The organism is Bacillus sp. YH3-2-B2, assembly GCF_053663335.1.
In genome coordinates this window covers 204,904-229,552 of the sequence record NZ_JBSJQE010000004.1, presented here as the reverse complement: position 1 = coordinate 229,552, position 24,649 = coordinate 204,904, and the positions used below count along the sequence as shown (strand labels likewise).

Sequence of the window (24,649 nt, the reverse complement as noted above, 5' to 3'; positions counted from 1 at the left end):
AAGATCCCTCTTTCTGTTTGATTAGTTTTTAAGCTTTTCAATCAGTTCATCGTATTTCGGGCTGTTTAAGAAATTATCAACCGAAATGTGCACCGCCTGCGGCAGCTTCGCTTTCGCGCGGTCAGTCAGGTCCTTATGCGTAATGACGATATCCGCGTCATTCGGAAGATTATTGATCGACGTATTTGTCACATCAATATCCAGGTCTGCTTTTTTCACTTTGTTTCTTAAAATGGAGGCGCCCATTGCGCTCGATCCCATACCCGCGTCACATGCGAAGATAATGCGGCTGACTTGGTCAGCGGAAATATCAGCGGCGCTGTTTTCCGGCTCTTCCTCTTTGTCTGCCAATGCGGCCGCCGCTTCACTTTTCCTGCCTTTCATTTCCTGCATTTTTTCCGCCGCGGCTGTCAAATCTTCTTCGCCCGCTTTAGACGATTTCAGAATAAGCGCCGAGACGATAAACGATACAGCCGCGGCAACGATGACGCCCGCCAGCACGCCGAGATAGCTTCCTTTCGGTGTCAGCGCCAAAATGGCGATGATGCTTCCCGGAGATGATGCGGCGACAAGACCCGCGTTAAAGATCGAGAATGTAAGCAGTCCGCTCGCTCCCCCGGCGATCGCCGCGAGGATCAGCATCGGTTTCATTAAAATGTAAGGGAAATAGATTTCATGAATCCCCCCGAAGAAATGAATGATCGCCGCTCCGGGAGCTGTCGATCTTGAAGAGCCTTTCCCAAAGAACATATAGGCCAGTAAAATACCGAGTCCCGGCCCGGGGTTCGCTTCCACTAAGAACAGAATGGATTTACCCGCTTTGGCGGCCTGCTCGATTCCGATCGGACTTAAAATGCCGTGGTTGATCGCGTTATTCAGGAACAGGACTTTCGCCGGTTCTACGAAAACGCTTGCAATCGGCAGCAAATTCGCGTGGACAATGACTTCCACACCCGCCGCCAGCAATTTGTTAAGAGACAGGACGACCGGGCCGATCGCATAAAACGCGATAATCGTCAGCACTGCGCCGATAATTCCCGCCGTGAAGTTGTTGATCAGCATTTCAAAACCCTGTCTGACTTTATCTTTAAACACACGGTCTAATTGTTTAATGAGATAACCGCCCAAAGGCCCCATAATCATTGCCCCTAAGAACATCGGAATGTCCGCTCCGACAATGACTCCGATGGCGGCCGTCGCTCCGACGACTCCCCCGCGGTGATCATAGATCATTTTTCCGCCCGTATATGCGATTAAAAGCGGCAGAAGATACGTAATCATCGGGCTTACCAATGTATTCAGCTGCGGATTCGGAAACCATCCCGCCGGAATAAACAGCGCGGTGATAATTCCCCATGCGATAAATGCGCCGATATTCGGCATGATCATACCGCTTAAATAACTGCCGAACCGCTGTATCTTCACTTTCATGCCAGCTTGCTGTTCTTGCTGCATGTTCATTCCCTCCCTGTTTGCCTGCCTTCAGATGAAAATAAATAAGACACGGGGTTTCTCTCTCCCCTGTGTCTTCATCATAAAACGCTTACAATCCCCATTCAATGAAAAGTAAAGAGGAGTTTGGCACAGAGACTGTGACAAATCCTTAACAAAAAAAGACACCTCATCAAAGGTGTCTTACCGCTTTCTGTATATAATGTGTCCTTTTGTGACGACGAGTTTGGCAATGAGCCGCTCACTGACAATAAACACCGGATACGCACATACGAGCGCGAAAATGGCGGCCGGCACATACCGCGCTGCCGGAAACATCGGCATGACGGCGGTTCTGGCCATCTGCACAAGATAAATCAAAAGCACCGTGATCGCAATGGCCGCAGCCATAATCGGAGCTGATACTTTATATTCACGCAATTTCACATGGCAATGCCCGCACTGAAACTGGCACGGGATCATGGATGATCTGACCATGTCGCCTGTAATCGGCTTGCCGCAGTTCGGGCAGGTCGTTTCCTTCATGTTTATTCCTCCATTCAACTCTTCTATTATAACAGAGTCCGACTGCGTGTTTTACATTTGTGATTGTTCAACATTTTTTCACATATTTTATCATCAGGCTCTTGTGTGCATTTGTGAAAACATCTACTCTTAGAGGGAGGTTCATCACTCATTCGCATAAAAAGGAGGATGCAGAATTGCTTCCGATTCACAGACAGCAAACCTTGCTTGAATGGCTGAAAGAAGAGGGCGCGCTGAAAATCTCTGACATAAGCGAGAGATTCGGCGTCTCCGAGATGACCGTGTACAGAGACGTCAATCAGCTGGCGGATGCAAACCGGATTATCCGGACACCCGGCGGCATTACGCTCCCTCCCGCTTCAGAACAAAGCGCCAATCAATGCGGCTATTGCCTGCGGCCGATTCAGCATTCGTATTCTGTTCAGCTTATTACCGTTTCCCAAGCCGTTGAGCAGATGTGCTGCATTCATTGCGCGATTTTGCGGTATGAGGATAAAAAGGAAGAAGTGTCCCACGTCATTTGTAAGGATTTTCTTCTCCAGACGACACTGACGGCCGCTTCCGCATACTTTTTAGTCCATGCCGATATTGACCTTCACTGCTGCCGGCCTCAGGCGATTCCCTTCTCAACGCTTGATTACGCAGAACGGTTTCAAAAAGGATTCGGCGGGGTCATTTGCACCTTTGACGAGGCGGCGGACATCATCTTACACGACAGGCAGAAGGGATGCACCTGCAGCAAGACATAACAACAACCAACCGGAAGGCGGTGTCATCATCCATGAGACAGAACAAACGCTGGCTCATCTTTTTGCTGTTCCTTGTTTTGATTCCGAAAACAAGCTTCGCCCACGCCTACATCACAAACTCAAATCCGGGAGAGAACAGCGAATTAAAACAAGCGCCGAAGCAGATTGAAATTGAGTTTAATGAACAGATTGAAGAAGGCTTCCACTCCATTAAGGTCTATAATTCATCCGGCGAACGGGTTGACGCGGGCAAAACGGTGATTCAAAAAAATAATGCCCGCATCATGACCGCGGCATTGAAAAAAAATCTGCCGCATGATATTTACAGAGCGGAATGGAACGCGGTATCGGCCGACGGACATCCGGTATCCGGCGTCATCCCTTTCAGTATCGGAAAAGCCGGCGGTGAACTTCAGGAGCAGACATCATCGCAAGCGGCGCTTCATCCCGAAGCGGCCATCGACCGCGGTATTTTGTACACCGCTCTCTCCCTGTTTATCGGCACGGCTTTTTTCCATCTGTTTTGGTACAGAAATAATAAAGATTCATCAAAAGCAAAACGAACTGTAAAGCTGCTCGTGATTTCTTTATGTTTAACGGGGCTCGCGCTCGTGTGCCAGCTCCCGATCCAGACGAAAGAAAACGCGGGCGGCGCTTGGAGCGCCGCGTTTCAGCCGGACTATGTAAAAGAAACGCTTCTGAAAACGGCAGGCGGGTACGTCTGGATGATCCAGATCAGCTTATTTATCCTGCTCGCCCTGTCCATGATCCCGCTGCTGAAGAAGAAAGCAGTTCGGTCATTTGCGTACTGGACGGCGCCGCTGTTGCTCTTCTTCGCTTCGCTTTTGGCAAAAGCATTCGCCGGGCATGCAGCCGTTATCGACGAAAAAGCGGTCGGCATCGTGATGGACTTTCTCCATTTATCGGCCGCGTCTGTATGGATGGGCGGTATAGCCGCTCTTGTGCTGCTTCTTTCATCAGAGTGGAGAAAAACCGATAAAACCATCGCTTGGGAAACGGTCAGACGGTTTTCTCCTTGGGCGTTCGCCTCTGTCGGCGTGCTGTTATTTTCAGGTGTGCTGAACGGATTTTTCATTATCCGCTCGTTTGATTCACTCTTTCACACCGCTTACGGCAAGACGCTCCTTTTGAAAATCGGACTGTTTGTCATCATGCTTGCGCTCGGCGCCGTTCACGTATGGATGACGAAGTTCAGCAGAAAAAGGAGCATCAGCGCAACGATAAAGGCCGAATGGGCACTTGGTATTGCGGTGTTATTCACAACCGCCGTCTTCACAAGCCTGCCCAGTCCGCCGCCGCCCGCGCCATTGCCTTTTAACGGCTCAGAAACGATCGGAAACGGGGAGACCCTGTCCTTGCACATTACGCCGAACCAGCCGGGTAAAAATGAATTTCAAGTCATTGTCACCGATCATAACGGCAGCTTGGTAAAAGACATTCAGCAATTTACGGTCACTGTTTACCAGACGGGCTTCAGCGGCAAACAGCATGAAAGCACCTTTGATTTGAAGAAAACGAAGGAAGGCACATTCGAAGCCGCCAACCTGTCCATCACCGAAAAGGGAAACTGGAAGATCAAAGTCCACGGGCTGACAAACGATTTTAATGAAATCAACCAAATATTCTCAACGACAAACTAAGGAGTGTATCTCATGTTGAAAAAAAAGGCTTTAATATTCATATCCGCCGTGACCCTGTCACTCGTCGGTTTTACGGCGGCAGCAAGCGCCCACGTCTCAGTCAAACCCGCGGAATCCGCGGCCGGTTCTTGGGAAACATACACGATGAAAGTGCCTGTGGAAAAGAATGAGCCGACAACGAAAGTCGTGCTGAAAATGCCCGCCGGCGTTGAATTTCAGCAGTATCAGCCGATTCCGGGCTGGAAAACATCCGTATCCAAACATGATGACAAAGCGGTCTCCGTCACTTGGGAAGCAAAGGACGGCGGCATTCAGCCCGGCCAATTCCAGCAGTTCACGTTCGTTGCGAAAAATCCTGAAAAGAGCGGAGATGCCGCTTGGGACGCTTACCAATATTACAAAGACGGCAGCATTGTAGAATGGACGGGGGATGAGAAAGCTGACACGCCTCACTCGATTACGAAAATCACGAAATCGGCCAGCGTGACGGATGCGCACGGAGCTGAACAGTCAAACGAAGAAAGCAAATCCGGCGTATCAGCGCTTGATATTGCGGCCATCGTTCTGTCAGCTGCGGCGATTATCCTTTCCATCGCGGCGCTTGTAAAGAAAAAACGCGCGTAAGCAAAAAGCGATCCGGCTCTAAAGAGCCTGCGATCGCTTTTTTTCTTATCCGCGGCCTGCCTGGAAAGACGGATATTTGGTCATTCCCCCGTCAGCAAACAGCGTAATGCCGGTCACATAGCTTGATTCCTTTGAAGCAAGCCAGACGGCGACAGCCGCGATTTCTTCCGGCTCACCGATATATCCCATCGGAATCATGCTTTCCACATCTTTTCTCTGAACGGGATCCGCAAATTTTTCCGCGTTGATCGGCGTATTGATGGCTCCCGGTCCGATATTGTTAACACGGATGCGCTTCGGCGCGTACTCAAGCGCCAGCGTTTCCGTCATCAATTTGATACCGCCTTTACTCGCCGCGTAGTGAACAAACAGCGGCCACGGAATCATTTCATGTACGCTTGACATGTTAATGACGTTTCCTTGAATATCATTCTCTACGTAATATTTTATGGCTTCGCGGCTTCCTAAGAAAGCGCCGGTCAGATTGGTATTGATAACTTTGTTCCAGTCTTTAAGCGGCATTTCATGCGACTGAACCGGATTTTCCATGCCGGCGTTATTGATCATGACATCCAATGTGCCGAATTCCTTCACTGCGGTCTGCACGATGTTTTTGACATCTTCTTCTTTTGTGACGTCTCCTTGAACGATGACAGCTTCGCCTCCCGCTTTTTGAATCTCTTCTTTAACGGTTTGGGCGTCTTTTTCATTACTATAGTAGTTAACCACGACTTTCGCCTGCTCCTGTCCGAAGCGGATCGCCATCGCTTTTCCTAATCCTGATGAAGCTCCCGTAATGGCAACGACTTTTCCTTTTAAATCCGTGTACATGTTCAAACCTCCTGCATATGTTATGAATTTGATTTCGCAACGCCTAAGAATACCGCGGCTACAATGATCAGGATAATCCCGATGGCAATGGCGACCAGCTGACGCTTCGTTTTGCTCTCACGGAGAATGAAGATTCCGCCGAGCGTGCTGATGACGATCCCCATTTGAGAGAGGGAAAAACTTGTCGCAACTCCGACGCGCGGCTGTGAGATGAACAGAAACATGTTCCCGAGCGCCCAGATGATTCCCGGCAGAATGTTCTTGAGGGCGTACTTATTAAACGGTTTATGCTTGTACGTCAGGAGCAGTCCGCCGATGACCATCCCGATCGCCTGCGGCAGAAGCGCTGACCATCCGGATACACCGAACAGCCGGGCGACGACGACATAGACCAAATAGCCGAGCGTGGAGATCAGCAGGATGACAATGCCTTTTTTTAAGTTTCCCGGTTCTCCGTCCGCCCGCCCCTTTTTATCTTCTAAAGATGTGAGCACAATCCCGATGATGATAAAAATAAGGGCGAGAATACCCAGCGTAATCGCGATCGGGGTTGACCATTCTTTGAATACGATCACACCGAACAAAGAAGTCGAGACGAGCTGCATTCCCGTTGATATCGGCATCGTTTTTGAAACGCCCATCAGCTGTATGCTTTTAAGCTGATTGCTTTGGCCGAGCGACCAAAACAGCCCCGAGATGATGCCGACAATAAAAATGCGCCCGGACAGCACCGGATGGACAAACAGATACAGCACAAACGAAACGATGAGCGCCCCGATTGTCGTTCCCAGCGTCTGGCTGTAAGGCCCGCCGCCTAATTTGACGTTAAATAACACGATGCTCCCCCAAAATAAAGCCGGGAGAAGAGCCAGTAATATATCCATGATGGCGACCTTCTTTCAATCGTATTTGCTGTTATTTTGTCTGGAATCGAACCGATTATTCCCGCAATATCAAAAAAGCCTGCCGGCGATATTCACCGGCAGACCGCTCAATAAAAAAAGCCCCGCTTAGAAGCGGGGCTTTCTTTTCGGCTCATTAAAGTCCGATAGACATGTATTTGGTTTCCAGGTACGGTTCAATGCCTTCCGTACCGCCTTCACGGCCGATGCCGCTTTCTTTCATTCCTCCGAACGGCGCTTGAACCGCGGACGGACCGCCGTCATTCCAGCCGATGATGCCGTATTCAAGCTGTTCAGAAATATAGATGCCGCGGCGGTAGTTTTCTGTGAAGAAATAAGCCGCAAGCCCGAACGGCGTATCGTTCGCAAGCTTGATCGCTTCATCAATATCTGAGAACGTAACGATCGGCGCAACCGGGCCGAATGTTTCTTCATGCATGATGTTCATGGATGTATCTACATTTGAAAGCACGGTCGGCGTCACGAAATAGCATCCTTTTTCGTCGTTTTGGTCATACGTTCCGCCCGTCAGCACTTCTGCACCTTTTTCCACGGCGTCATTAATTTGGCCGACGATTTTATCGAAGCCTTTTTTGTTGATGACAGGGCCGACGTTTACGCCTTTTTCAAGACCGTTTCCGACTTTGAGTTTCGCAGCTTCTTCACTCAGTTTTTTCGCAAACTCGTCTTTCACGGATTCGTGTACGATCAGCCGGTTCGCACAGACGCAGGTTTGGCCGGCATTTCTGAATTTAGAGGCCATTGTTTGGGCTACCGCCAGATCAAGATCAGCGTCTTCATCCACGATCAGCGGCGCATGTCCGCCAAGCTCCATTGACATATGTTTTACGGTGTCGGCGCTGTTTTTCATCAGGATTTTGCCGACAGGCGTTGAGCCGGTAAAGGTAATTTTACGGATTTTCGGGCTGCTGGTGAAGACGTTTCCGATTTCGGCTCCGTCACCGATCACCACTTGCAGCACGTCCTTCGGAATTCCCGCTTCATATGCGAGACGCGCAAGGGCGTAAGCGGAAAGCGGCGTATCCTCCGCCGGTTTGATGATGAACGTACAGCCTGCCGCCAAAGCGGGCGCGGCTTTTCTTGTAATCATCGCATTCGGGAAATTCCACGGCGTGATCGCGGCTACCGGGCCGACCGCCTGACGGGTGACGACAATCCGTTTGCCCGTTGTCGGCGCAGGTACGGTTCTGCCGTAAATCCGTTTTGCTTCTTCGGCGAACCATTCAATATAGCCGGCGCCGTATAAAACTTCTCCGACCGCTTCTTCGTACGGTTTGCCGTTTTCTTTCGTAATTAATTCCGCAAGTTCTTCTTTATTTTCAACAATCAGCTCATACCATTTTCTCAAAAGTGAGGCACGTTCTCCCGCTGATGTTTTGGACCATGATTGAAACGCTTGATGTGAACGTTCAATCGCTTTTTCAACATCTTCGGCCGTCTGCTGGGGGATGCTTTCGATCGCCTCTCCCGTTGCCGGGTTGTACACTGTTAATTGTTCTGGCATATTGAACATTCCTTTCTTTCCTATAGTAAAACCATTGAATGCTTGTTGATGTATCTCACACTTTCATGATAGCAGACACATCCGGCGGGATTCCAATAATTGAACTCACAGAGCTGCTTCGATAATGGAAAGGCCTTCTTTGAGCTGCTCATCCGTCACGACAAGCGGCGTCAGGAATCGGATAATGTTGCCGTTAATGCCGGCCGTCAGCAGCAGCAGTCCGTTCTCGTTCGCCGTTTTAGCGATCGCCGCGGCTTTTGCTTTATCCGGTTCCCGCGTGTGCGGATCTTTGACAATTTCGATGGCCGCCATCGCGCCGAGTCTGCGCACTTCTCCGATGCAGGCATGCTCTTTTTTCCACTCGAGCGCTTGACGCTCGATGATCCGGCCGATCTCTTCGGAACGCTGATTCAGCCCTTCTTCTTCAATAATATCCAGGACCGCGAGCGCAGCCGCACAGCCGAGCGGGCTTCCCGCATATGTGCCACCGAGTTCCCCCGGCGCGGCGGCATCAAGCATTTCCGCCCGGCCGATGACACCGCTCAGAGGTAATCCGGCCGCAAGTGATTTGGATACGGTGATCAAATCCGGAACGGCTTCGAAATGCTCAATCGCAAAATACGTTCCCGTTCTGGCAAAACCGGTCTGAATCTCATCCGCTACAAAAACGATACCGTGTTTTTTACAAAAAGCGGCGACGTGCTGCACGAAACGTTTTGACGGAATGATGAAGCCGCCTTCTCCCTGAACCGGCTCCATTACGACACAGGCGACGGTTTCCGGTGCGACTGCGGCGATAAAGAAATCCTCGAAAGCGCTGATGATAAAGTCGTCATACTGCTCGTCGCTCATGCCGGCCGGCTTTTGATAATAGTAAGGAAACGGCGCTTGATACACCTCTGAGGCAAACGGGCCGAAACCGTATTTATAAGGCTTCACCTTGCTCGTCATGCTCATCGTCATGTTCGTGCGGCCGTGGAACCCTCTTGTAAATGACACGACAGCCTGGCGCTTCGTATATTTTCTGGCGATTTTCACGGCGTTTTCCACCGCTTCCGCCCCCGAATTGAGAAAAATCGCTTTTTTCGCATGATCTCCCGGCGCAAGGGCGCAAAGTTTTTCGGCCAGCTCAATATAAGACGGATACATCATGACGTTAAATCCCGGGTGAATCAGATCCTCCGCCTGTTTCTTCACGGCCTCCACCACTTTCGGATGAGAATGGCCGACATTCAGCGTTCCGATCGCTCCGGCAAAATCAATGAATCGTCTGCCGTCCAAATCGTACAAAAGCGCCCCTTCCCCTTTTACCGCCATGCTGCGGTTTCCGTTGCCGACCCCCTTGGAAACGAATTGATCCCGTTTTTGCTGCCACTGGGCAGTTGTCACTTCCGATGATGCTGTTCGACTCATAGATTCCATCCCCCTATATTGTTTTCTTATCATTCTGTCTTCTTTTTGGTATGATGAAAAGTACCAAAATCAATTTATCCATGGTATCAGAAAGGAGCAGGGTCTGGATGCTGACGATTTCCATTGATCATTCGGAAACGGCGGATTATATCTATCAGCAGATCTATCAGCACATAAAAGCGGCCGTTTTGAAACGCAGCCTGATGCCTCATACAAAGGTGCCGTCTAAACGGGAGCTTGCCGAGACGCTGAAGGTCAGCGTGAATTCAGTGAATTCAGCTTATCAGCAGCTGCTTTCGGAAGGTTATTTATATGCAGTCGAAAGAAAAGGCTTTTTCGTGGAGGAAATTGATACGGTTTATCATGAAGAAACCCCTTCGCTCTCATTGCCTGAAGATTTAAAAGAGCGGGAGCCGGATAAGAGCGGCTGGATTTCGTTTTCTCATATGAGCGTGGATACGGCGCATTTTCCCTTGAAAAGCTGGTTCCGCTGTGAGCATAAAGCAGCCGCCCGTTCATTTCATACACTCGGAGAACTCGTCCATCCGCAAGGCTTATATGAAGTCCGTGAAACCATTTCGCGGCTTATTTCCCTGACAAGAGGCGTTACATGCCGCCCGGAACAAATCGTGCTCGGGGCGGGCACGCAAATGCTGACGCAGCTGCTGACGGAACTGCTGCCAAAAGACGCGCTGTACGCCATGGAGAACCCGGGATATATGAGGATGTACCGGCTGCTGCAAAACCTCGGGAAAAAGGTTGCGACGATCAGCCTTGATGAAAAAGGCATGTCCATGGCTGAAATTGAAAAACGCCGGCCCTGTGTATTGATCACCACGCCTTCCCATCAATTCCCCTCAGGCGTGATCATGCCCGCTTCCCGGCGGATTCAGCTTTTAAACTGGGCAGCCGAACAGAACGGCCGCTTCATCATTGAAGATGATTATGACAGTGAATTTAAATATGACGCCGATACGATACCGGCGCTTCAAAGCCTTGACCGGTTTCAAAATGTCATCTACATGGGGACCTTTTCAAAATCCCTTTTCCCAGGTCTGCGCATCAGCTATATGGTTCTGCCGCCCGGGCTTTTGCGGACGTTCAAAGAGAGAACGTATGACCTGCATACGTGCAGCACGCTTGCCCAGCTCGCGCTGAAAGAATTTATCGACTCAGGTGAATATCAGAAACATATTAAAAAGATGAAGCAGCATTATAAGAACATGCGGGAACGCCTCATTTCGGCTTTGGAAGAAACATTCGGAGAAAGAATCAGTGTAAAGGGCGCCAATGCGGGGCTTCATTTTGTCACTGAGTTTGACTGCGCCCGTTCAGAAAAAGAGATATTGGCACGGGCGGATGCAGAACAGCTCGATCTGTTTGCGATGAGCCGGTTCCGTCTGAAAGCGGGAGGCGATTCAAATAAGCCGCAGCTCATTCTGGGGTTCGCCCGCCTGAAGGAGAGCGATATTCAAGAAGGCGTCCTCAGGCTTTACCGGGCGGTTTTCGGCGCATAAAAAAACCCCCGGAATTCGGGGACTTATTTACCAGCGGTCCGGTTCTGTCTGCAAAATCGCCTCCAGCAGGCCGGGAAACGCCGCTTGTAAATCATCTTTGCGCAGGGAATAATAACGGTGCTTCCCGTCTATGCGCACTTGGGCGATACCCGCTTCCCGCAGCACTTTGAAGTGATGGGACAGCGTTGATTTGGCGACCCGGACATCAGCGCAGGTACCGCACGTTTTTTCTGTTGTTTCCGCCAATTGTTTGACCAGCTCTAAGCGGAGCGGATCACTCAGAGCATGAAGAACCTTTGTCAGCTGTAAGCGGTCGGTTTCAGGATGGTTTGGAATGTTCATGAGTCAAATGTAACACATAAAAGCGGCGGGTGACAATTTAGGCGGTGAGGGTTTTTCCTTTACCATTCACTGCGAAACATGTTACAGTTAGTTCGATAATATTCGAACTATAACAAATAAACCCAATCAGGAGGAATAACAATGATCGTCTTACAGGCTTACATGAAAGTAAAAGCGGATAAACGCGAGGAATTTTTAGGAGAAGCACAATCACTTGTTCAGCATTCACGCGCGGAAGAAGGAAATGTGCAATACGATCTTTTCGAAAAAGTCGGTGAGGAAAATACATTCGTTATGCTTGAGCAATGGAAAGATGAAGAAGCGATGAAATTCCACAACGCAACTGACCATTTCCAAGGATTCGTGGCAAAAGCAAAAGAAGTGCTGAGTGCGCCGCTTGACGTCGTCCGCACAGAACTGTCAGAGTAACGAAAGGATGAATGACATGAACGAAGTCCTTCAAATATTAACAGACCACCGTTCCATCCGCAGCTACACAGATGAACCCGTATCGGATGAGCAGCTGGACCTTATCATCCAAGCAACTCAGGCAGCGCCGACTTCCATTAACGGCCAGCAATTTACCGTTATTGCGGTGAAAGATAAGGAGCGGAAGAAAAAAATATCCGAATTGGCCGGCGGCCAGCCGTGGATTGACCAAGCGCCTGTTTTCCTTTTATTCTGCGCTGATTTTAACCGCGCCAAAATTGCGCTTGAAGAATATAATGATACACCGCTTGAGATCACGAACGGTTTAGAGTCCGTTCTAGTCGGAGCCGTAGATGTCGGGATTGCGCTGGGTACGGCAACGGCTGCGGCTGAATCAATGGGACTCGGCACTGTGCCGATCGGCGCCGTGCGCGGCAAGCCTGACGAAATCATTGAATTGCTGAAACTTCCGAAATACGTTTTCCCGGTTTCCGGTCTCGTCATCGGCCATCCGGCAGACCGCTCCGCGAAAAAACCGCGTCTGCCGCAAGCAGCCGTTCTGCATCATGAAACGTATCAAGAAGAAGATTTAAGAACCCATATCGAGGCCTATGACAAGCAGATGTCCGAATACATGAAAAAACGCACCGACGGACAGGAAACAAGAAACTGGTCACAAGGCATCACTTCCTACTATAAGCAGGTTTATTATCCTCACATTCGTGAAATGCTTGAAAAACAAGGATTTAAGACGGATAAATAAACGTATCAGCCTGTCGGAACACTCCGGCAGGTTTTTTCTATTTCTCAAACAAAAGCGTTGACACTATGTAAAAATTTTTGTTAATATTTTCATCATATACTCATTGGTTTTCTGTGAACCGGTGGGTTTTCTATTGTGACGAAAGAAGGAATCTGGGCTTATGAATGATAAGAAAACGGATATTCTACTGGCGGCAAGGAAGCTTTTTTCCGGGAAAAGCTTTTCGTCGGTCTCGATGCAGGCGATCGCAGAGGAGTGCAAAGTCTCCAAAGCATCTTTGTATAAGCTGTTTGAATCAAAGGAAGACCTGCTCCTGGAGCTGCTCGATTTTAACCAGAAACAGATGGTAGCGGCCGCTTCATTATTAAATGAAGAAACGAGCCTCTCCCCTGAGGAACGGTTTTCCAAAAAACTGATGGCTGAGCTTGAAGGCTTCAGGCGCAACCAGCAGTTTTTTAATATGCTGATGTACGGAAGCCCCTCTTCCATTAATGAGCGGGTAAAACGGCATATTCACAGGGCCCGCTCCACCTTTATCTGCTGGCATCGCGATTCACTGATTCAGACGTACGGCGAAGACATTATTCCTTATGTATGGGAGCTGGTGATCGTCCTGCAGGGGCTCCTGAGAGAATGCATCACGCTGATTAAGCTGGAAAAAGAACCGCTCGCCCTGGAGCCGCTCACGGACTTTATCATCCGCCATCTCAATCTCATCGTCGAAAACAGGAAAACCGAAACGGCTTTGCCTCAGGAGATGATTGACCTTTATACCGCCTCCGCTTCCTCATTTGAGCCGAAAGACAAAACCGTATTGCTGGCTGAAAGCCTGAAGGAACTGAAAGAAGCTGTCTCAGCCCTTCCGGAGGAAAAATATGATGCCGCAGGACTCACTTCCGCGGCGGTTATGCTGGAGAAAGAATCAGCGGACAAACAGCCGCGGGATTTTCTTATAAAAGCGCTCATCGGTTATTTGGAGCAGGCCGGACCGCTGCACCAGCCGCTTGCAGCCGTTAAAACATTGCTCAAACTATAAAGAAAGAAGGAATCAGCTTGAATAAGAGTATTGAAACTGCACCATACAACCGCTCTGTCATTGTCGGGATTCTTTTGGCGGGAGCGTTCGTCGCCATTTTGAACCAGACACTGCTTATCACGGCGCTGCCGCACATTATGAATGACTTCAATATAGACGCCAACAAAGCGCAATGGCTGACAACATCGTTTATGCTGACGAACGGGATTTTAATCCCGATTACCGCATTTTTAATAGAGAAATTTACGAGCCGCACCCTCCTGATTTCCGCTATGAGTATTTTCACGGCGGGCACCATTGTCGGCGCATTCGCCCCGAACTTTCCGGTGCTCTTAACGGCCCGGATTATTCAGGCGGCCGGCGCCGGAATTATGCTGCCGCTCATGCAGACGGTATTTCTCACGATTTTCCCGATGGAAAAGCGCGGCCGCGCCATGGGTATGGTCGGCTTGGTTATTTCGTTCGCGCCGGCGATCGGCCCGACGCTTTCCGGATGGGCGGTCGAAGCATTCTCTTGGCGGTCTTTGTTTTACATCATCTTCCCGATCGCAGTCATCGATTTGCTTTTAGCGATTATTCTGATGAAAAACGTCACGACATTACGAGAAACACAGATTGATATTTTATCCGTGATCTTATCGACCCTCGGATTCGGCGGGCTGCTTTACGGCTTCTCAAGCGCCGGTTCCTCAGGATGGACCAGTACTGAAGTGCTGACTTCGCTGCTTGTCGGAGCGGCCGCGCTGATTTTCTTTATCGCAAGACAGATGAAGCTCAAAAAACCGATGCTGGAATTCCGTGTGTTTTCTTTCGGGATTTTCAGCCTGACCACCCTGCTCGGAACGCTTGTTTTCGCGCTGCTGATCGGAACGGAAACCATTCTCCCGCTTTACACGCAAAAGGTCCGGGGCGTATCCGCGTTTGATACCGGATTAATGCTTTTGCCGGGCGCGATTGTGATGGGGATGATGTCTCCGTTTATCGGCCGGGTGTTTGACAGAATCGGCGGAAAAGGCCTTGCGATGACCGGATTCTTCATCATCCTGCTCACGTCCCTGCCGTTTATGAATCTGACGGACTCGACGTCTCTCATTTGGATTGTCGTCGTTTATACCGCGCGGCTTTTGGGAACAGCCATGATTATGATGCCGGTGACGACAGCGGGAATCAATGCCCTGCCGCGCCACTTAATTCCGCACGGCACAGCCATGAACAATACCGTCCGCCAAGTCGGCGGTTCTATCGGTACGGCGCTGCTGGTTTCCGTGATGAGCAGTCAGGCCGCGCACGCCAATGCGTCAACTCCGGCAAACGCTGCCCTGCACGGCATGAATGCGGCATTTGTCGTAGCCGCCTGCATCGCGCTGGCCGGCTTCCTCCTATCTTTTACATTGAAGAAAAAACCGCGTCAGCCCGAGCAGCAGCAGGCCGTTACGCGGTAAACCAAAAAGAACCCGATCACGTATGTGACCGGGTTCTTTTTTTACTTCTCGATTCCGTCTTTTACTTCTTTCACCATTTGCGCCATGGATTCCAGGCCGCCTCCTGATAAATACCATGTAGCTGAATCAAGGTAGACAACATGGTTGTTTTTCACGGCTTTCACCGATTTTACATAATCATTTTCAACAACTTGTTTTGTTGAAGATTTTGTGCCGATCGCTGTTCCGCGGTCAACGACAAACATGTAATCAGGGTTTGTTTTGGCGATATATTCATAGGAAATGCTTTGTCCGTGCAGTGAAGCTTCGATGTTTTTGTCAGCCGGTTTGACGCCGAACACATCATGAATGAAGCCGTATCTTGATTTAGATCCGAACGCGCTGATTTTGCCGTCATTCGCCATCACCACTAATCCGTTTTTATCCGTGCTGCTTGTCTTTTTCTTCAGATCGGCAATGGATTTGTCAATTTTCGCAAGCTTATCTTTCACTTCATTTTCTTTGTTAAAGATTTTGCCGATCACTTCAGTGTTTTGCTTGAATCTGTCAACGTAGTTTGTATAGTCATCATCAAGATAAATCGTCGGCGCGATTTTCGAGAACTCTTTATAAGAATCAGATTGTCTGTGGGCGATAATGATTAAATCCGGATCAATATCCGCGACTTTTTCAAAATCCGGTTCTTTTAAACCGCCGGTATTGGCGTATTTATCACTATTATATGAAGATAAGTATTTTGGAAGGTTTTGTTTCGGAAGTCCCGCCACGTGATCCTGTAAACCGAGTTCATCCATCGTGTCCAGCATTCCGAAGTTGAATACGACGACTTTTTTCGGATTCTTCGGCACTTTGACTCCTTCTTTGTTCAGATCATCTTTGATTGTGATTGTTTCTTTTGATTTGCCTGATGTTTTGTCCCCGTTTCCGCATGCAGAAACAACAAAAATCGTAACTAGCGCAATGAATAGCAATGCGAATTTTTTCATGACTTTCACCTCATCTGGTTTTTAAGAAAAGTACACACCGATCCGCTGACTGTCAATCTTTTGAATCGGGATGGTCATATCATAAATATCTTCAAGCACGGAGGTTTCAATGATCTCCTCCGCCGGCCCTTCTTTGACGATCCGGCCGTTTTTCAGTGCGACGATATGGTCTGAATAGACGGATGCGAAGTTGATATCGTGAATCACTACGACGACCGTTTTTCCGAAGTCTTCCACAAGCCGCTTCAACAGCTTCATCATTTCAACGGAATGCTTCATATCTAAATTGTTCAGCGGCTCATCGAGAAAAATATAGTCCGTATCCTGAGCGATGATCATCGCGATAAACGCCCTCTGACACTGGCCTCCGCTGAGCTGATCGAGATATTTATCCTTTAAGTCATCCAGCTTCATATAACTGAGGGCCTGATTGATATGCACCCAATCTTCATCCGTCAGTTTCCCCTGGGAATACGGAAATCTGCCGAAGCTGACCAGGTCTTTAATCGTCAGTCTTATATTGATTTGGTTCGTCTGCTTCAGGATGCTGATTTTTTTCGCCAGATCGTTGCTTTTACAGGCCCCGATCTCTTGCCCGTCGACCGTGATTTCTCCGGAATCCGTCTTAATCAGCCGGCTCATGATAGACAGCAGCGTGCTTTTTCCCGCGCCGTTCGGACCGATAAACGAGGTGAGCCTGCCCTTTTGAATGGATAGAGACGTTTTCTCAAGGACGACTTTCCCTCCGTATTGTTTGCTTACATTTTTGACCTCTACCATGATTTATTCTCCTTTAACAGCAGATAGATAAAATAAATCCCGCCGGCAAAATTAATGATGACGCTCAGCGTCGTGGAAAACGTGAACACTTTCTCCACGACGAACTGACCCCCGACAAGCGCGACGATGCTGATCAGGACGGAACCCGCGATTAAATACGTGTGCCTGTAGGTTTTTAAAAACTCTCTCGCCAGATTGACGACAAGCAGTCCTAAAAACATAATCGGCCCGACAAGAGCTGTAGAGACAGACACAAGAATGGCGACGACGATGAGCATCTGTTTCACAAGCTTATCGTAATCAATCCCAAGGTTGACGGCGTGCTCCCTGCCGAGCGACAGCACGTCAAAAAACCGCGTGAACCGCCAGACATAAATGCCTGTCAGAAGAAAGACAGCACCGGCAAATCCTAAAAGATCGGTGTTAATATTGTTAAAGCTGGCAAACATTTTGTCCTGAACAACCTGGAACTCATTCGGATCAATCAGCATCTGCATAAAGGATGACAGACTGTTGAACAGCGTGCCGAACACGACGCCGACAAGCAGAAGGAAAAACACGTTCCGCCCCTCGCCTTTAAACATGAGCTGATACAAAACGAGTGACAAGAGCACCATCAGCCCGACGGAGATGACGAAATTAAGATTTTTGTTCATCATGACGATATTCATTGAACCGAACAGGAACACGATGACGGTCTGAATGAGCATATACAGGGAATCAAGGCCTAAAATGCCCGGTGTCAGTATGCGGTTATTTGTAATCGTCTGGAAGATGACCGTTGAAAACGCGATCGCTCCCCCGGTGAGCATCATGGCAAGCACTTTGAAGCATCGTCTCGGCAGGGAGTATTCCCAATTGCCCAGTCCGTAGAACAGAAAGAATCCGATACATATCATGGCGAGCGCCGCCAGCAGCGTAATTTTTTTATTATGACTCATATGCTTTTCTCCTTAACAGCATATACAGGAAGATGCCGCTGCCGATAACACCGACCATCAGGCCGATGGAAATTTCGTACGGGAAGATGATCACCCTCCCCAAAATGTCGCAAAACAGCACAAAAACAGCGCCCAAGAGAGCTGTGTGAGGCAGGCTGCTCCTCAGGTTGTCCCCTTTGTAAATCGACACCATATTGGGAATGATCAAACCGAGAAACGGCAGCATCCCGACGGTCAGGATCACCAGTGAAGCGATGAGAGACACGATAATCAGACCGATATTGACGACGCGTTTGTATTTCAGGCCGAGATTGACGGAAAAGCTCTCTCCCATTCCCGCCACCGTAAATTTATCCGCATAGACATAAGCGATGATCACCAGCGGGATACTCAGATATAAAAGCTCATACCGGCCTTTAACGACCAGTGAGAAATCTCCCTGCAGCCAAGATGACAGGTTTTGGATCAGGTCGTATTTATATGCGATAAACGTGGCGATTGAGCTGACGATATTCCCAAGCATTAAACCGACGAGAGGAATAAAAATCGCATCATTGAACTTGATTCTCTCGAGGATTTTCATGAAAAGGAAATTTCCCGCCAACGCGAAAATAAAAGCGATAGACATTTTCACAAGCGGACTCGCTGACGTAAAAAGCATTAATGAAATCAAAATTCCGAGCCTTGCCCAGTCCATCGTTCCCGCAGTCGTCGGCGATACAAATTTATTCCGGCTGATCTGCTGCATGATTAATCCGCAGATGCTCAGGCTCATGCCGGCGATGATAATGCTCACCAAACGCGGCAGCCGGCTGTCAAACAATGTACCTGCCTGTTCTTTATTTAAATGAAAAATATCCAGCGGCGACAAATCTTCTACACCGATAAATATAGAAGTACACGCCAAAACCGCCAGTAGCAAAAGTAAGTAACGTAGCTTCATGCTGCCTCCCTGCACCCATCACAAACGGAATGACTGATAGCCAAACAACTCCCATATATCCCCACTCGTAATGATTATCATTATCAACGACAACTATAATCTTATCATCTTTCCAAGCGCAGTCAATACAGTTTTGCTTTCAAAAGGGGTCATCCGCGGGCCGTACACTAAATTGTTTTACAATCAGTCTATCAAGAATTTGCAGGATTTTCTATAACCTTCATTTGGCTGCTTATCATTTTTTGCACATGATGACACGCTTGAGGGAAAAAAATCTGACAAACAGCGGCAAAATTCCTCCAGGAAAATACAAATGTTCTCCCTACGTAGAAAAAATCCTTGATTTACATGTTTGAAAGAGAGATAATAAAAATTAAATTTGTGAGAAAATTTAAATATTAGGGGATGTAAATCATGAAAGTTGTAAAATTCGGAGGCAGCTCTCTTGCGTCAGGAGCCCAGCTTGAGAAAGTGTTTCAAATCGTGACGGCTGACCCCTCGCGGAAAGCCGTCGTCGTATCGGCGCCGGGAAAACGCTTCTCGGACGATACAAAGGTGACGGATCTGTTAATCAGCTGTGCGGAGCATTATTTGCAAAAAGGTGCAGCGCCTGAGCTTGCCGAACCGGTCATTGAACGGTACGCTGCCATCGCGCGTGAGCTGAACCTGGATTTCTCTATTATAGAAAGAATCCGCAGTGACCTATTCGCTCTCTTAAACAACAGCAAAGCCAATCCCGAACAATATATGGATGCGGTGAAAGCGAGCGGCGAGGACAACAACGCGAAGCTGATCGCAGCCTACTTCCAACGGCAGGGCGTGAAAGCGGAATACGTAAGTCCGAAAGAAGCGGGGCTGTTTGTGACGAATGAACCCGGAAGCGCGCAGGTGCTCCCTGAATCTTATGATCATTTGTACCGTCTGAGAAACCGTGATGGCTTGATCATTTTTCCGGGATTTTTCGGTTACACGAAGGAGCATGAGATTGTGACGTTTTCCCGGAGCGGCTCAGATATTACCGGCTCCATTCTCGCCAGCGGCTTAAAAGCCGACCTGTACGAAAACTTTACTGATGTGGACGCCGTCTATTCCGTCAACCCGTCAATCGTGCGGCATCCGAAAGAAATTAACGAACTGACGTATCGGGAAATGCGTGAGCTCTCCTATGCCGGATTTTCCGTTTTTCATGATGAAGCGCTGATTCCCGCATTTCGGGCCGGCATCCCCGTTCAGATTAAGAATACGAATAATCCGGATGCGAAAGGAACGCGCGTCGTCAGCAGCCGTGACAATACGAACGGGCCAGTCATCGGCATCGCAAGCGACACGGGCTTTTGCAGCATTTACATAAGCAAATATTTAATGAACCGGGAAATCGGTTTCGGCCGCAAAGCCCTTCACATTTTGGAGGAAGAAGGATTGACGTATGAACACGTTCCATCCGGCATTGACGACATCACGATCATCCTTCGGCACGATCAGATGGACTCAGAACTGGAACACAGGCTCGTCACCCGTCTGAAGCAGGAACTTCAAGCAGATGAAGTCACAGTCAGGCACAATCTGGCGCTGATTATGGTCGTCGGGGAAGCGATGCGCCATAATGTCGGCACAACCGCCAGGGCATCCAAAGCACTGTCCGAAGCCGGCGTCAACATCGAGATGATCAATCAGGGGTCATCGGAAGTCAGCATGATGTTCGGGGTGAAAGAAGAACAGGAAAAACAAGCGGTGCGGGCGCTGTATGACGAGTTTTTTGCCGGAGTCTTACTCTCATAGGACACCGCCTCTTTTTTCTCTTGTCCACTAATATCCCTTACAAAGCAGCTTCTTTTACATATTGTATGGTATAGACAATATGGAGGTGAAGCTCATGTCAGGATATTCTGGAATCAGCTCTTTCGCTTTGATCGTTGTTTTATTTATCCTGTTGGTTATTGTAGGTACTGCCTATGTTGGCGGTTTCTAAGCATCACTCCGTCTATATGAGGACGCTGCGGGTTTTGACCTGCGGCGTTTTCTTTTGTTTTCCGCCGCTGTCCAAGTCCGGCCGCGCAAAAAAAAGACTGCCGGGAACATTCCCGGGCAGTCTTTTCCTTTGTTCAGGTTATTTTCTTCTCACGTCATTCCTCTTTCAGCTACATGGAATTCAGCCTGATCTGTCTGGCCTGCACCTGTCACTGTAAAAATCGCGGCGGCTGCTAAACAAATAACAAACCATTTAGATTTCAATTTCATACAAACCCTCACTCCTTTGTATTTGTTTCCTTGCCTCTTCGACTTTCAGAAAATAGTCAGAAGAAATCTTAAAGCAATTTTGTTCATAGTAATATTTAGCTGCTTCTAGTGCTAAATCCTCTATATCGGCGTATAAATTTTTATCTTCCAGGTAACGGAAACATGCGCTGATTTTTTCCTCATCCGGTTTCGCCTGATACAGAGCCTGCAGCCATTCGAATTTTACCGTGTAAACGGGATCGTCTGTTTCTTTAGCATATTCATATCCCCGCTTGTGATATTCCGACGCTTTTTCTTTTTTTCCGAGTTTAAAGTAAATGAGTGTGATTAGAAAATATGCTTGAGGAAGAGAATTGACGATTCTTTGTGATTCAAATGTATCAACCGCCCGTTCAAAGTACGGAATCGCTTCGCCGATGCGGTCCTGATTGTAGTAGCACAGTCCGAGGTTATACAGCGCCCTCCCGACAAGCTGCGCTTTTTGTTCTTTTTCGGCCATTTGCAGAGCGTGCTGAAAATGTTTGGCCGCCTGTTCAAAGCGCCTTTCATCCATTAAATTGACGCCGAATACAAAATGGCATTGAATGATCCGGACGTTATATGTGTCCTGCTCTACGTAAATTTCATAAGCGTTTTTTATATGTATCAAAGAAAAATACGTTTGTTTCATATGATAATAAGCTTCGGCCACTTTAAAATAAAACTCCGCCCGTTCCACGTGGTCCGATACGAAGGCCAGTTTTTTCTCAGCTTGTTTATAATACGTAATCGCTGAGATAAATTCTCTTTTATCAAATTCAAACATGCCTTTGAAAAAGTTGACGTAATAATCGAGAAGCCCTTTGAGGCCGGCCTGGCTGTTATCGATGTTATCAAGAATTTCCGACAGGGTCGGCTGGTCTTCTATCTTCAGTTTTTCCAGCGGCTCCAAGTAGTCCAGCATCAGCTGATGGCGAAATTCCATGAGGGAATAATAAAGCACTAAGTTTGAATCAGGCTCCATACGGTCAAGCTCTTGTTTGATCTCGGCCTTCAAGATCTCCGCATCCGGCACGCTGAATGTTCTGATGTATCGATACCACTCGTTAATTTTCTGCCCGACTGCTGAAGAAGGAATTAACCCGCTCTTCATTCCTTCACCCTCCCCATCCAAGACCTGTTTACCAGTTATTTTATCACGTTTCCGTGTCTTTCCATCCCGAAAAACACGCAAACTTTGTTTCGGCAGAGCGCAATTTTCCGAGTGAAGATAAAACAGCCGGCAGCCAGACGGGACTGCCGGTTTCAAGATGATTCATGTTTCGTATTCAGCGGAAGGCGGATTGTAAAGGTCGTGCCTTTTCCTTTTTCGCTGTCAATATCTATCGTGCCCTTGTGCATTTCAACAAGCTGCCTGACGATGGACAGGCCGAGTCCGTATTCGCCGTATGCCGTATTCGTCCGGGACACGTCCGCCTTATAAAACCGCTCCCATATATGCTCAATTTCCTCTTTGGAGATGCCGATTCCGGTGTCTTCGATTTCAATCACCGTTTCTTTATAGCCTTCATACCCGCGCAGCGTGATGTCTCCGTTTTGCGTAAATTGAATGCTGTTTTTCGTGATGTTGACGAGAATCTGGATCAGCCTGTCATAATCGGCGAACACTTTGACGCCGTCCTCCGCCTGAATCCGCAGCTGATTTTGTTTTTCCTCCGCCTGCTGATTGAGATGCTCTTTAATAATTTCAAACACCTCGATGAGCGGCAGACTGAGCTTGTCCAGTTTGATTTGCTGGGATCTGATTTTTTCATAATCCAGATTTTCTTTCACGAGCCTGAGCATCCGCTTCGTTTCTTCGCTGATCAGAGAGAAGCATTTCTCTTTATCTTTTTCCGGGATGGTGTTGCTGTTAAGCCCCTCCACAAGTCCGTTAATGGTCGTCAAAGGCGTTCTCAGCTCATGGGAGACATCGGCGATAAATTGGCGCCTCCGTTTTTCCAGGCGGTCAATCTGCTCTCTCGATTGCTTCAGATTTTTGGCCATGGTGTTGAAATCGGACGCCAGCATGCCGATTTCATCGCCGCCGCTGTTCTTGAGCGAAATATCGTAATCACCGGACGCCACTTTTCCGGTCGCATCCCGCAATGTCTGAATCCGCTTGACGTGAAATTTAGATAAAAGCCAGCTCAGCAGAATCGTGATGATAAGGGTGCTGATGATCGCGTAAATCATATAGCGGTTGACCTGGCTGATCATCTGCTCGACCCCTCTGACGGGAGACACGAGCAGCACCGCGCCTTTAAATTGATTGTTGATCAAAAGCGGTTTTGCGACAAGCGACACTTCCAAGCCTTCCGTATTAAAACGGTTCATCTCCGCTCTGATCTGAACGGTTTTCCCTTGCTTCAGCAAGTGCCACTCTTTACTTTTCAGCTTCTCGCGCGGCGGCATATCGTCAGGAAAAAAGTACGGCCGCTGATGTTCATCAAAAATAATAAACCTGGTCTCGCGCGTTTTTAACATGTCCTGATACGGATACAGGCGGCGCAGATCAAGATCGCGTCCGTTCAGCTCACTTGTGATCTGCTGGGCATAAGAAGACAGCTCATCCACTTTATTTTGATACGCAAAATCTTTCACAAAATGCGAAAACAGGGAAATGATGATGAAAAAGGCCAAAATCAAAATGCTGACATGGCTTAACAGCAGCTGATATAAGTATTTAATCCTCATCAAATTTGTATCCTACCCCCCACACCGTGTATAAAAACGGTTTTTCCTCACTGGACAGTTTTTTGCGCAGCCGTTTAATATGAACATCAACCGTACGTTCATCGCCGTAAAATTGATACCCCCACACCTGCTCAAGCAGCTGCTCTCTCGAAAAGACCTGGCGCGGATTTTGTGCGAGATAAAAGAGCAGATCGAATTCCTTCGGCGTCAGATTCTCGACAGGCTTTCCGTGCAGAAACACTTCCCGCGTCTTCTTATTGATTGAAAAACACGCCGTTTCGATCAAGTCGTCGCTTTTTACGGTCTGCCCCGTCGCCCGGTATCTTCTGATCACCGCTTTAATCCGCGCTACTAGCGTCAGCGGGCTGAACGGCTTGGTGACATAGTCGTCGGCCCCCATTTCAAACCCGATCACCTGATCAGACTCCGTGTCCTTTGCGGTCAGCATAATAATCGGCACACTGCTCGTCTCTCTTATTTTCCGGCAGATCGTCACTCCGTCCATAGATGGAAGCATAATATCCAGAATGACCAAATCCCAGTCCTCTTCCGTGAACCGCTGATAGCCTTCCACTCCGTCATGGACAAATTCGGCTTCAAATCCTTCTTTAAAAAAGAACATTTCCGTCATGGTGCATACGCTTATATTGTCTTCTATCATTAATATCTTCATTGGTTCCTCCGCTTATCTTGACGCTTTTACTTATAATAGCACCATTTTACCCGGATATTTTCGGGTTTCACAATTGTTAGTTTTTATTTCATCACCCGGAAATAGTTTGTTCATATTTTTTTCACACATTTCTCCTACTATATACATATCGGATAACCGGTT

General features: G+C 48.3%; 25 protein-coding genes. 10 read left to right on the top strand and 15 right to left on the bottom strand.

Annotated elements, in window-relative coordinates:
* Nucleotides 1–21: 21 nt before the first annotated feature.
* Nucleotides 22–1,461, bottom strand: coding sequence for a PTS mannitol transporter subunit IICB (locus ACWJJX_RS15740; protein WP_014720723.1), 1,440 nt, complete (start codon nucleotides 1,459–1,461; stop codon nucleotides 22–24).
* 174 nt (nucleotides 1,462–1,635) lie between these two features.
* Nucleotides 1,636–1,977: a hypothetical protein gene (locus ACWJJX_RS15735; RefSeq protein WP_003156306.1), complete on the bottom strand. Its 342-nt coding sequence runs from the start codon at nucleotides 1,975–1,977 to the stop codon at nucleotides 1,636–1,638.
* Nucleotides 1,978–2,153: 176 nt separating this feature from the next.
* Between ACWJJX_RS15735 and ACWJJX_RS15730 the strand changes: the two genes are divergently transcribed.
* Genes ACWJJX_RS15730 through ACWJJX_RS15720 form a run of 3 tightly spaced genes read left to right on the top strand, consistent with a single transcriptional unit; the run spans nucleotide 2,154 to nucleotide 5,011 of the window.
* The gene (locus ACWJJX_RS15730; RefSeq protein WP_070081369.1) at nucleotides 2,154–2,726 is read left to right on the top strand and encodes a DeoR family transcriptional regulator; all 573 of its coding nucleotides are present in this window, start codon (nucleotides 2,154–2,156) and stop codon (nucleotides 2,724–2,726) included.
* A 32-nt stretch (nucleotides 2,727–2,758) separates the two neighbouring features.
* Nucleotides 2,759–4,387 (top strand): copper resistance CopC/CopD family protein, encoded by a 1,629-nt coding sequence (locus tag ACWJJX_RS15725; RefSeq protein ID WP_376936105.1) that lies wholly within the window; start codon nucleotides 2,759–2,761, stop codon nucleotides 4,385–4,387.
* A 12-nt stretch (nucleotides 4,388–4,399) separates the two neighbouring features.
* Nucleotides 4,400–5,011, top strand: a complete 612-nt coding sequence (locus ACWJJX_RS15720) for a YcnI family copper-binding membrane protein (RefSeq protein ID WP_043866834.1) — start codon at nucleotides 4,400–4,402, stop codon at nucleotides 5,009–5,011.
* A gap of 45 nt (nucleotides 5,012–5,056) precedes the next feature.
* On the opposite strand, the gene gdh is transcribed toward ACWJJX_RS15720, so the two are convergent.
* The 4 genes from gdh to gabT form a co-directional block, all read right to left on the bottom strand.
* Complete coding sequence (gdh, locus tag ACWJJX_RS15715; RefSeq protein ID WP_007609424.1) at nucleotides 5,057–5,842, bottom strand: glucose 1-dehydrogenase; 786 nt, start codon at nucleotides 5,840–5,842, stop codon at nucleotides 5,057–5,059.
* 20 nt (nucleotides 5,843–5,862) lie between these two features.
* Nucleotides 5,863–6,726 carry a RhaT/GlcU family sugar-proton symporter gene (locus tag ACWJJX_RS15710; RefSeq protein ID WP_003156317.1) on the bottom strand — a complete coding sequence of 288 codons (864 nt, stop codon included), beginning with the start codon at nucleotides 6,724–6,726 and terminating at the stop codon, nucleotides 5,863–5,865.
* Nucleotides 6,727–6,880: 154 nt separating this feature from the next.
* Nucleotides 6,881–8,269, bottom strand: a complete 1,389-nt coding sequence (gabD, locus tag ACWJJX_RS15705; protein ID WP_003156319.1) for a succinate-semialdehyde dehydrogenase — start codon at nucleotides 8,267–8,269, stop codon at nucleotides 6,881–6,883.
* A 105-nt stretch (nucleotides 8,270–8,374) separates the two neighbouring features.
* A complete protein-coding gene (gene gabT, locus ACWJJX_RS15700) occupies nucleotides 8,375–9,682 on the bottom strand; it encodes a 4-aminobutyrate--2-oxoglutarate transaminase (protein WP_003156320.1) in 1,308 nt (435 codons plus the stop codon).
* A 107-nt stretch (nucleotides 9,683–9,789) separates the two neighbouring features.
* On the opposite strand from gabT, the gene gabR reads away from it, so the two are divergent.
* Entirely contained in the window at nucleotides 9,790–11,199 is a 1,410-nt protein-coding gene (gabR, locus tag ACWJJX_RS15695) for a MocR-like transcriptional regulator GabR (RefSeq protein WP_024084887.1), read from the top strand.
* Between the two features lie 27 nt (nucleotides 11,200–11,226).
* Here the strand turns inward: gabR and ACWJJX_RS15690 are convergent, their stop codons facing one another.
* Complete coding sequence (locus ACWJJX_RS15690) at nucleotides 11,227–11,541, bottom strand: ArsR/SmtB family transcription factor (protein ID WP_003156322.1); 315 nt, start codon at nucleotides 11,539–11,541, stop codon at nucleotides 11,227–11,229.
* 141 nt (nucleotides 11,542–11,682) lie between these two features.
* Between ACWJJX_RS15690 and ACWJJX_RS15685 the strand changes: the two genes are divergently transcribed.
* The 4 genes from ACWJJX_RS15685 (at nucleotide 11,683) to ACWJJX_RS15670 (ending at nucleotide 15,211) form a co-directional block, all read left to right on the top strand.
* On the top strand, nucleotides 11,683–11,970 hold the full coding sequence (locus ACWJJX_RS15685; protein WP_003156323.1) for a putative quinol monooxygenase: 288 nt from the start codon (nucleotides 11,683–11,685) through the stop codon (nucleotides 11,968–11,970).
* Nucleotides 11,971–11,986: 16 nt separating this feature from the next.
* Nucleotides 11,987–12,733: an oxygen-insensitive NADPH nitroreductase gene (gene nfsA, locus ACWJJX_RS15680; RefSeq protein ID WP_032857700.1), complete on the top strand. Its 747-nt coding sequence runs from the start codon at nucleotides 11,987–11,989 to the stop codon at nucleotides 12,731–12,733.
* Nucleotides 12,734–12,893: 160 nt separating this feature from the next.
* Nucleotides 12,894–13,769: a TetR/AcrR family transcriptional regulator gene (locus tag ACWJJX_RS15675; protein ID WP_454023107.1), complete on the top strand. Its 876-nt coding sequence runs from the start codon at nucleotides 12,894–12,896 to the stop codon at nucleotides 13,767–13,769.
* 17 nt (nucleotides 13,770–13,786) lie between these two features.
* Nucleotides 13,787–15,211, top strand: a complete 1,425-nt coding sequence (locus tag ACWJJX_RS15670) for an MDR family MFS transporter (RefSeq protein ID WP_063636989.1) — start codon at nucleotides 13,787–13,789, stop codon at nucleotides 15,209–15,211.
* Between the two features lie 41 nt (nucleotides 15,212–15,252).
* On the opposite strand, the gene ACWJJX_RS15665 is transcribed toward ACWJJX_RS15670, so the two are convergent.
* The 4 genes from ACWJJX_RS15665 to ACWJJX_RS15650 are packed head-to-tail and all read right to left on the bottom strand — an operon-like array spanning nucleotide 15,253 to nucleotide 18,861.
* Nucleotides 15,253–16,197: a siderophore ABC transporter substrate-binding protein gene (locus ACWJJX_RS15665; protein ID WP_003156329.1), complete on the bottom strand. Its 945-nt coding sequence runs from the start codon at nucleotides 16,195–16,197 to the stop codon at nucleotides 15,253–15,255.
* Between the two features lie 21 nt (nucleotides 16,198–16,218).
* Nucleotides 16,219–16,977 carry an iron ABC transporter ATP-binding protein gene (locus tag ACWJJX_RS15660; protein ID WP_454023106.1) on the bottom strand — a complete coding sequence of 253 codons (759 nt, stop codon included), beginning with the start codon at nucleotides 16,975–16,977 and terminating at the stop codon, nucleotides 16,219–16,221.
* Complete coding sequence (locus ACWJJX_RS15655) at nucleotides 16,971–17,918, bottom strand: iron chelate uptake ABC transporter family permease subunit (protein ID WP_007410274.1); 948 nt, start codon at nucleotides 17,916–17,918, stop codon at nucleotides 16,971–16,973. Before ACWJJX_RS15655 ends, ACWJJX_RS15660 begins: the two co-directional genes overlap by 7 nt.
* Nucleotides 17,908–18,861, bottom strand: a complete 954-nt coding sequence (locus ACWJJX_RS15650) for an ABC transporter permease (RefSeq protein ID WP_003156332.1) — start codon at nucleotides 18,859–18,861, stop codon at nucleotides 17,908–17,910. The genes ACWJJX_RS15655 and ACWJJX_RS15650 overlap by 11 nt, the downstream gene beginning before the upstream one ends.
* A 414-nt stretch (nucleotides 18,862–19,275) precedes the next feature.
* On the opposite strand from ACWJJX_RS15650, the gene ACWJJX_RS15645 reads away from it, so the two are divergent.
* Entirely contained in the window at nucleotides 19,276–20,640 is a 1,365-nt protein-coding gene (locus ACWJJX_RS15645; protein ID WP_454023105.1) for an aspartate kinase, read from the top strand.
* Nucleotides 20,641–20,719: 79 nt separating this feature from the next.
* On the top strand, nucleotides 20,720–20,830 hold the full coding sequence (locus ACWJJX_RS15640; RefSeq protein WP_369719092.1) for a YjcZ family sporulation protein: 111 nt from the start codon (nucleotides 20,720–20,722) through the stop codon (nucleotides 20,828–20,830).
* 149 nt (nucleotides 20,831–20,979) lie between these two features.
* Here ACWJJX_RS15640 and ACWJJX_RS15635 read toward each other — a convergent pair whose 3' ends face one another.
* The 4 genes from ACWJJX_RS15635 to ACWJJX_RS15620 all read right to left on the bottom strand — a co-directional run bounded on the left by ACWJJX_RS15635 (nucleotide 20,980) and on the right by ACWJJX_RS15620 (nucleotide 24,487).
* Nucleotides 20,980–21,099, bottom strand: a complete 120-nt coding sequence (locus tag ACWJJX_RS15635) for a PhrC/PhrF family phosphatase-inhibitory pheromone (RefSeq protein ID WP_003156334.1) — start codon at nucleotides 21,097–21,099, stop codon at nucleotides 20,980–20,982.
* Entirely contained in the window at nucleotides 21,083–22,231 is a 1,149-nt protein-coding gene (locus ACWJJX_RS15630) for a Rap family tetratricopeptide repeat protein (protein ID WP_003156336.1), read from the bottom strand. The genes ACWJJX_RS15635 and ACWJJX_RS15630 overlap by 17 nt, the downstream gene beginning before the upstream one ends.
* A gap of 152 nt (nucleotides 22,232–22,383) precedes the next feature.
* Nucleotides 22,384–23,817 carry a HAMP domain-containing sensor histidine kinase gene (locus ACWJJX_RS15625; protein ID WP_326375087.1) on the bottom strand — a complete coding sequence of 478 codons (1,434 nt, stop codon included), beginning with the start codon at nucleotides 23,815–23,817 and terminating at the stop codon, nucleotides 22,384–22,386.
* Nucleotides 23,804–24,487: a response regulator transcription factor gene (locus ACWJJX_RS15620; protein WP_094247243.1), complete on the bottom strand. Its 684-nt coding sequence runs from the start codon at nucleotides 24,485–24,487 to the stop codon at nucleotides 23,804–23,806. Before ACWJJX_RS15620 ends, ACWJJX_RS15625 begins: the two co-directional genes overlap by 14 nt.
* Nucleotides 24,488–24,649 lie beyond the last annotated feature (162 nt).

Coding starts and splice junctions, on each gene's coding strand:
- ACWJJX_RS15635 (WP_003156334.1), bottom strand. CDS start 21,099: ATGAAATTGAAATCTAAATGGTTTGTTATTTGTTTAGCAGCCGCCGCG.
- ACWJJX_RS15665 (WP_003156329.1), bottom strand. CDS start 16,197: ATGAAAAAATTCGCATTGCTATTCATTGCGCTAGTTACGATTTTTGTT.
- ACWJJX_RS15655 (WP_007410274.1), bottom strand. CDS start 17,918: ATGAGTCATAATAAAAAAATTACGCTGCTGGCGGCGCTCGCCATGATA.
- ACWJJX_RS15725 (WP_376936105.1), top strand. CDS start 2,759: ATGAGACAGAACAAACGCTGGCTCATCTTTTTGCTGTTCCTTGTTTTG.
- ACWJJX_RS15660 (WP_454023106.1), bottom strand. CDS start 16,977: ATGGTAGAGGTCAAAAATGTAAGCAAACAATACGGAGGGAAAGTCGTC.
- ACWJJX_RS15710 (WP_003156317.1), bottom strand. CDS start 6,726: ATGGATATATTACTGGCTCTTCTCCCGGCTTTATTTTGGGGGAGCATC.
- ACWJJX_RS15690 (WP_003156322.1), bottom strand. CDS start 11,541: ATGAACATTCCAAACCATCCTGAAACCGACCGCTTACAGCTGACAAAG.
- gabR (WP_024084887.1), top strand. CDS start 9,790: ATGCTGACGATTTCCATTGATCATTCGGAAACGGCGGATTATATCTAT.
- ACWJJX_RS15685 (WP_003156323.1), top strand. CDS start 11,683: ATGATCGTCTTACAGGCTTACATGAAAGTAAAAGCGGATAAACGCGAG.
- nfsA (WP_032857700.1), top strand. CDS start 11,987: ATGAACGAAGTCCTTCAAATATTAACAGACCACCGTTCCATCCGCAGC.
- ACWJJX_RS15630 (WP_003156336.1), bottom strand. CDS start 22,231: ATGAAGAGCGGGTTAATTCCTTCTTCAGCAGTCGGGCAGAAAATTAAC.
- gabD (WP_003156319.1), bottom strand. CDS start 8,269: ATGCCAGAACAATTAACAGTGTACAACCCGGCAACGGGAGAGGCGATC.
- ACWJJX_RS15640 (WP_369719092.1), top strand. CDS start 20,720: ATGGAGGTGAAGCTCATGTCAGGATATTCTGGAATCAGCTCTTTCGCT.
- gdh (WP_007609424.1), bottom strand. CDS start 5,842: ATGTACACGGATTTAAAAGGAAAAGTCGTTGCCATTACGGGAGCTTCA.
- ACWJJX_RS15650 (WP_003156332.1), bottom strand. CDS start 18,861: ATGAAGCTACGTTACTTACTTTTGCTACTGGCGGTTTTGGCGTGTACT.
- ACWJJX_RS15645 (WP_454023105.1), top strand. CDS start 19,276: ATGAAAGTTGTAAAATTCGGAGGCAGCTCTCTTGCGTCAGGAGCCCAG.
- ACWJJX_RS15720 (WP_043866834.1), top strand. CDS start 4,400: ATGTTGAAAAAAAAGGCTTTAATATTCATATCCGCCGTGACCCTGTCA.
- ACWJJX_RS15620 (WP_094247243.1), bottom strand. CDS start 24,487: ATGAAGATATTAATGATAGAAGACAATATAAGCGTATGCACCATGACG.
- ACWJJX_RS15740 (WP_014720723.1), bottom strand. CDS start 1,461: ATGAACATGCAGCAAGAACAGCAAGCTGGCATGAAAGTGAAGATACAG.
- gabT (WP_003156320.1), bottom strand. CDS start 9,682: ATGAGTCGAACAGCATCATCGGAAGTGACAACTGCCCAGTGGCAGCAA.
- ACWJJX_RS15735 (WP_003156306.1), bottom strand. CDS start 1,977: ATGAAGGAAACGACCTGCCCGAACTGCGGCAAGCCGATTACAGGCGAC.
- ACWJJX_RS15675 (WP_454023107.1), top strand. CDS start 12,894: ATGAATGATAAGAAAACGGATATTCTACTGGCGGCAAGGAAGCTTTTT.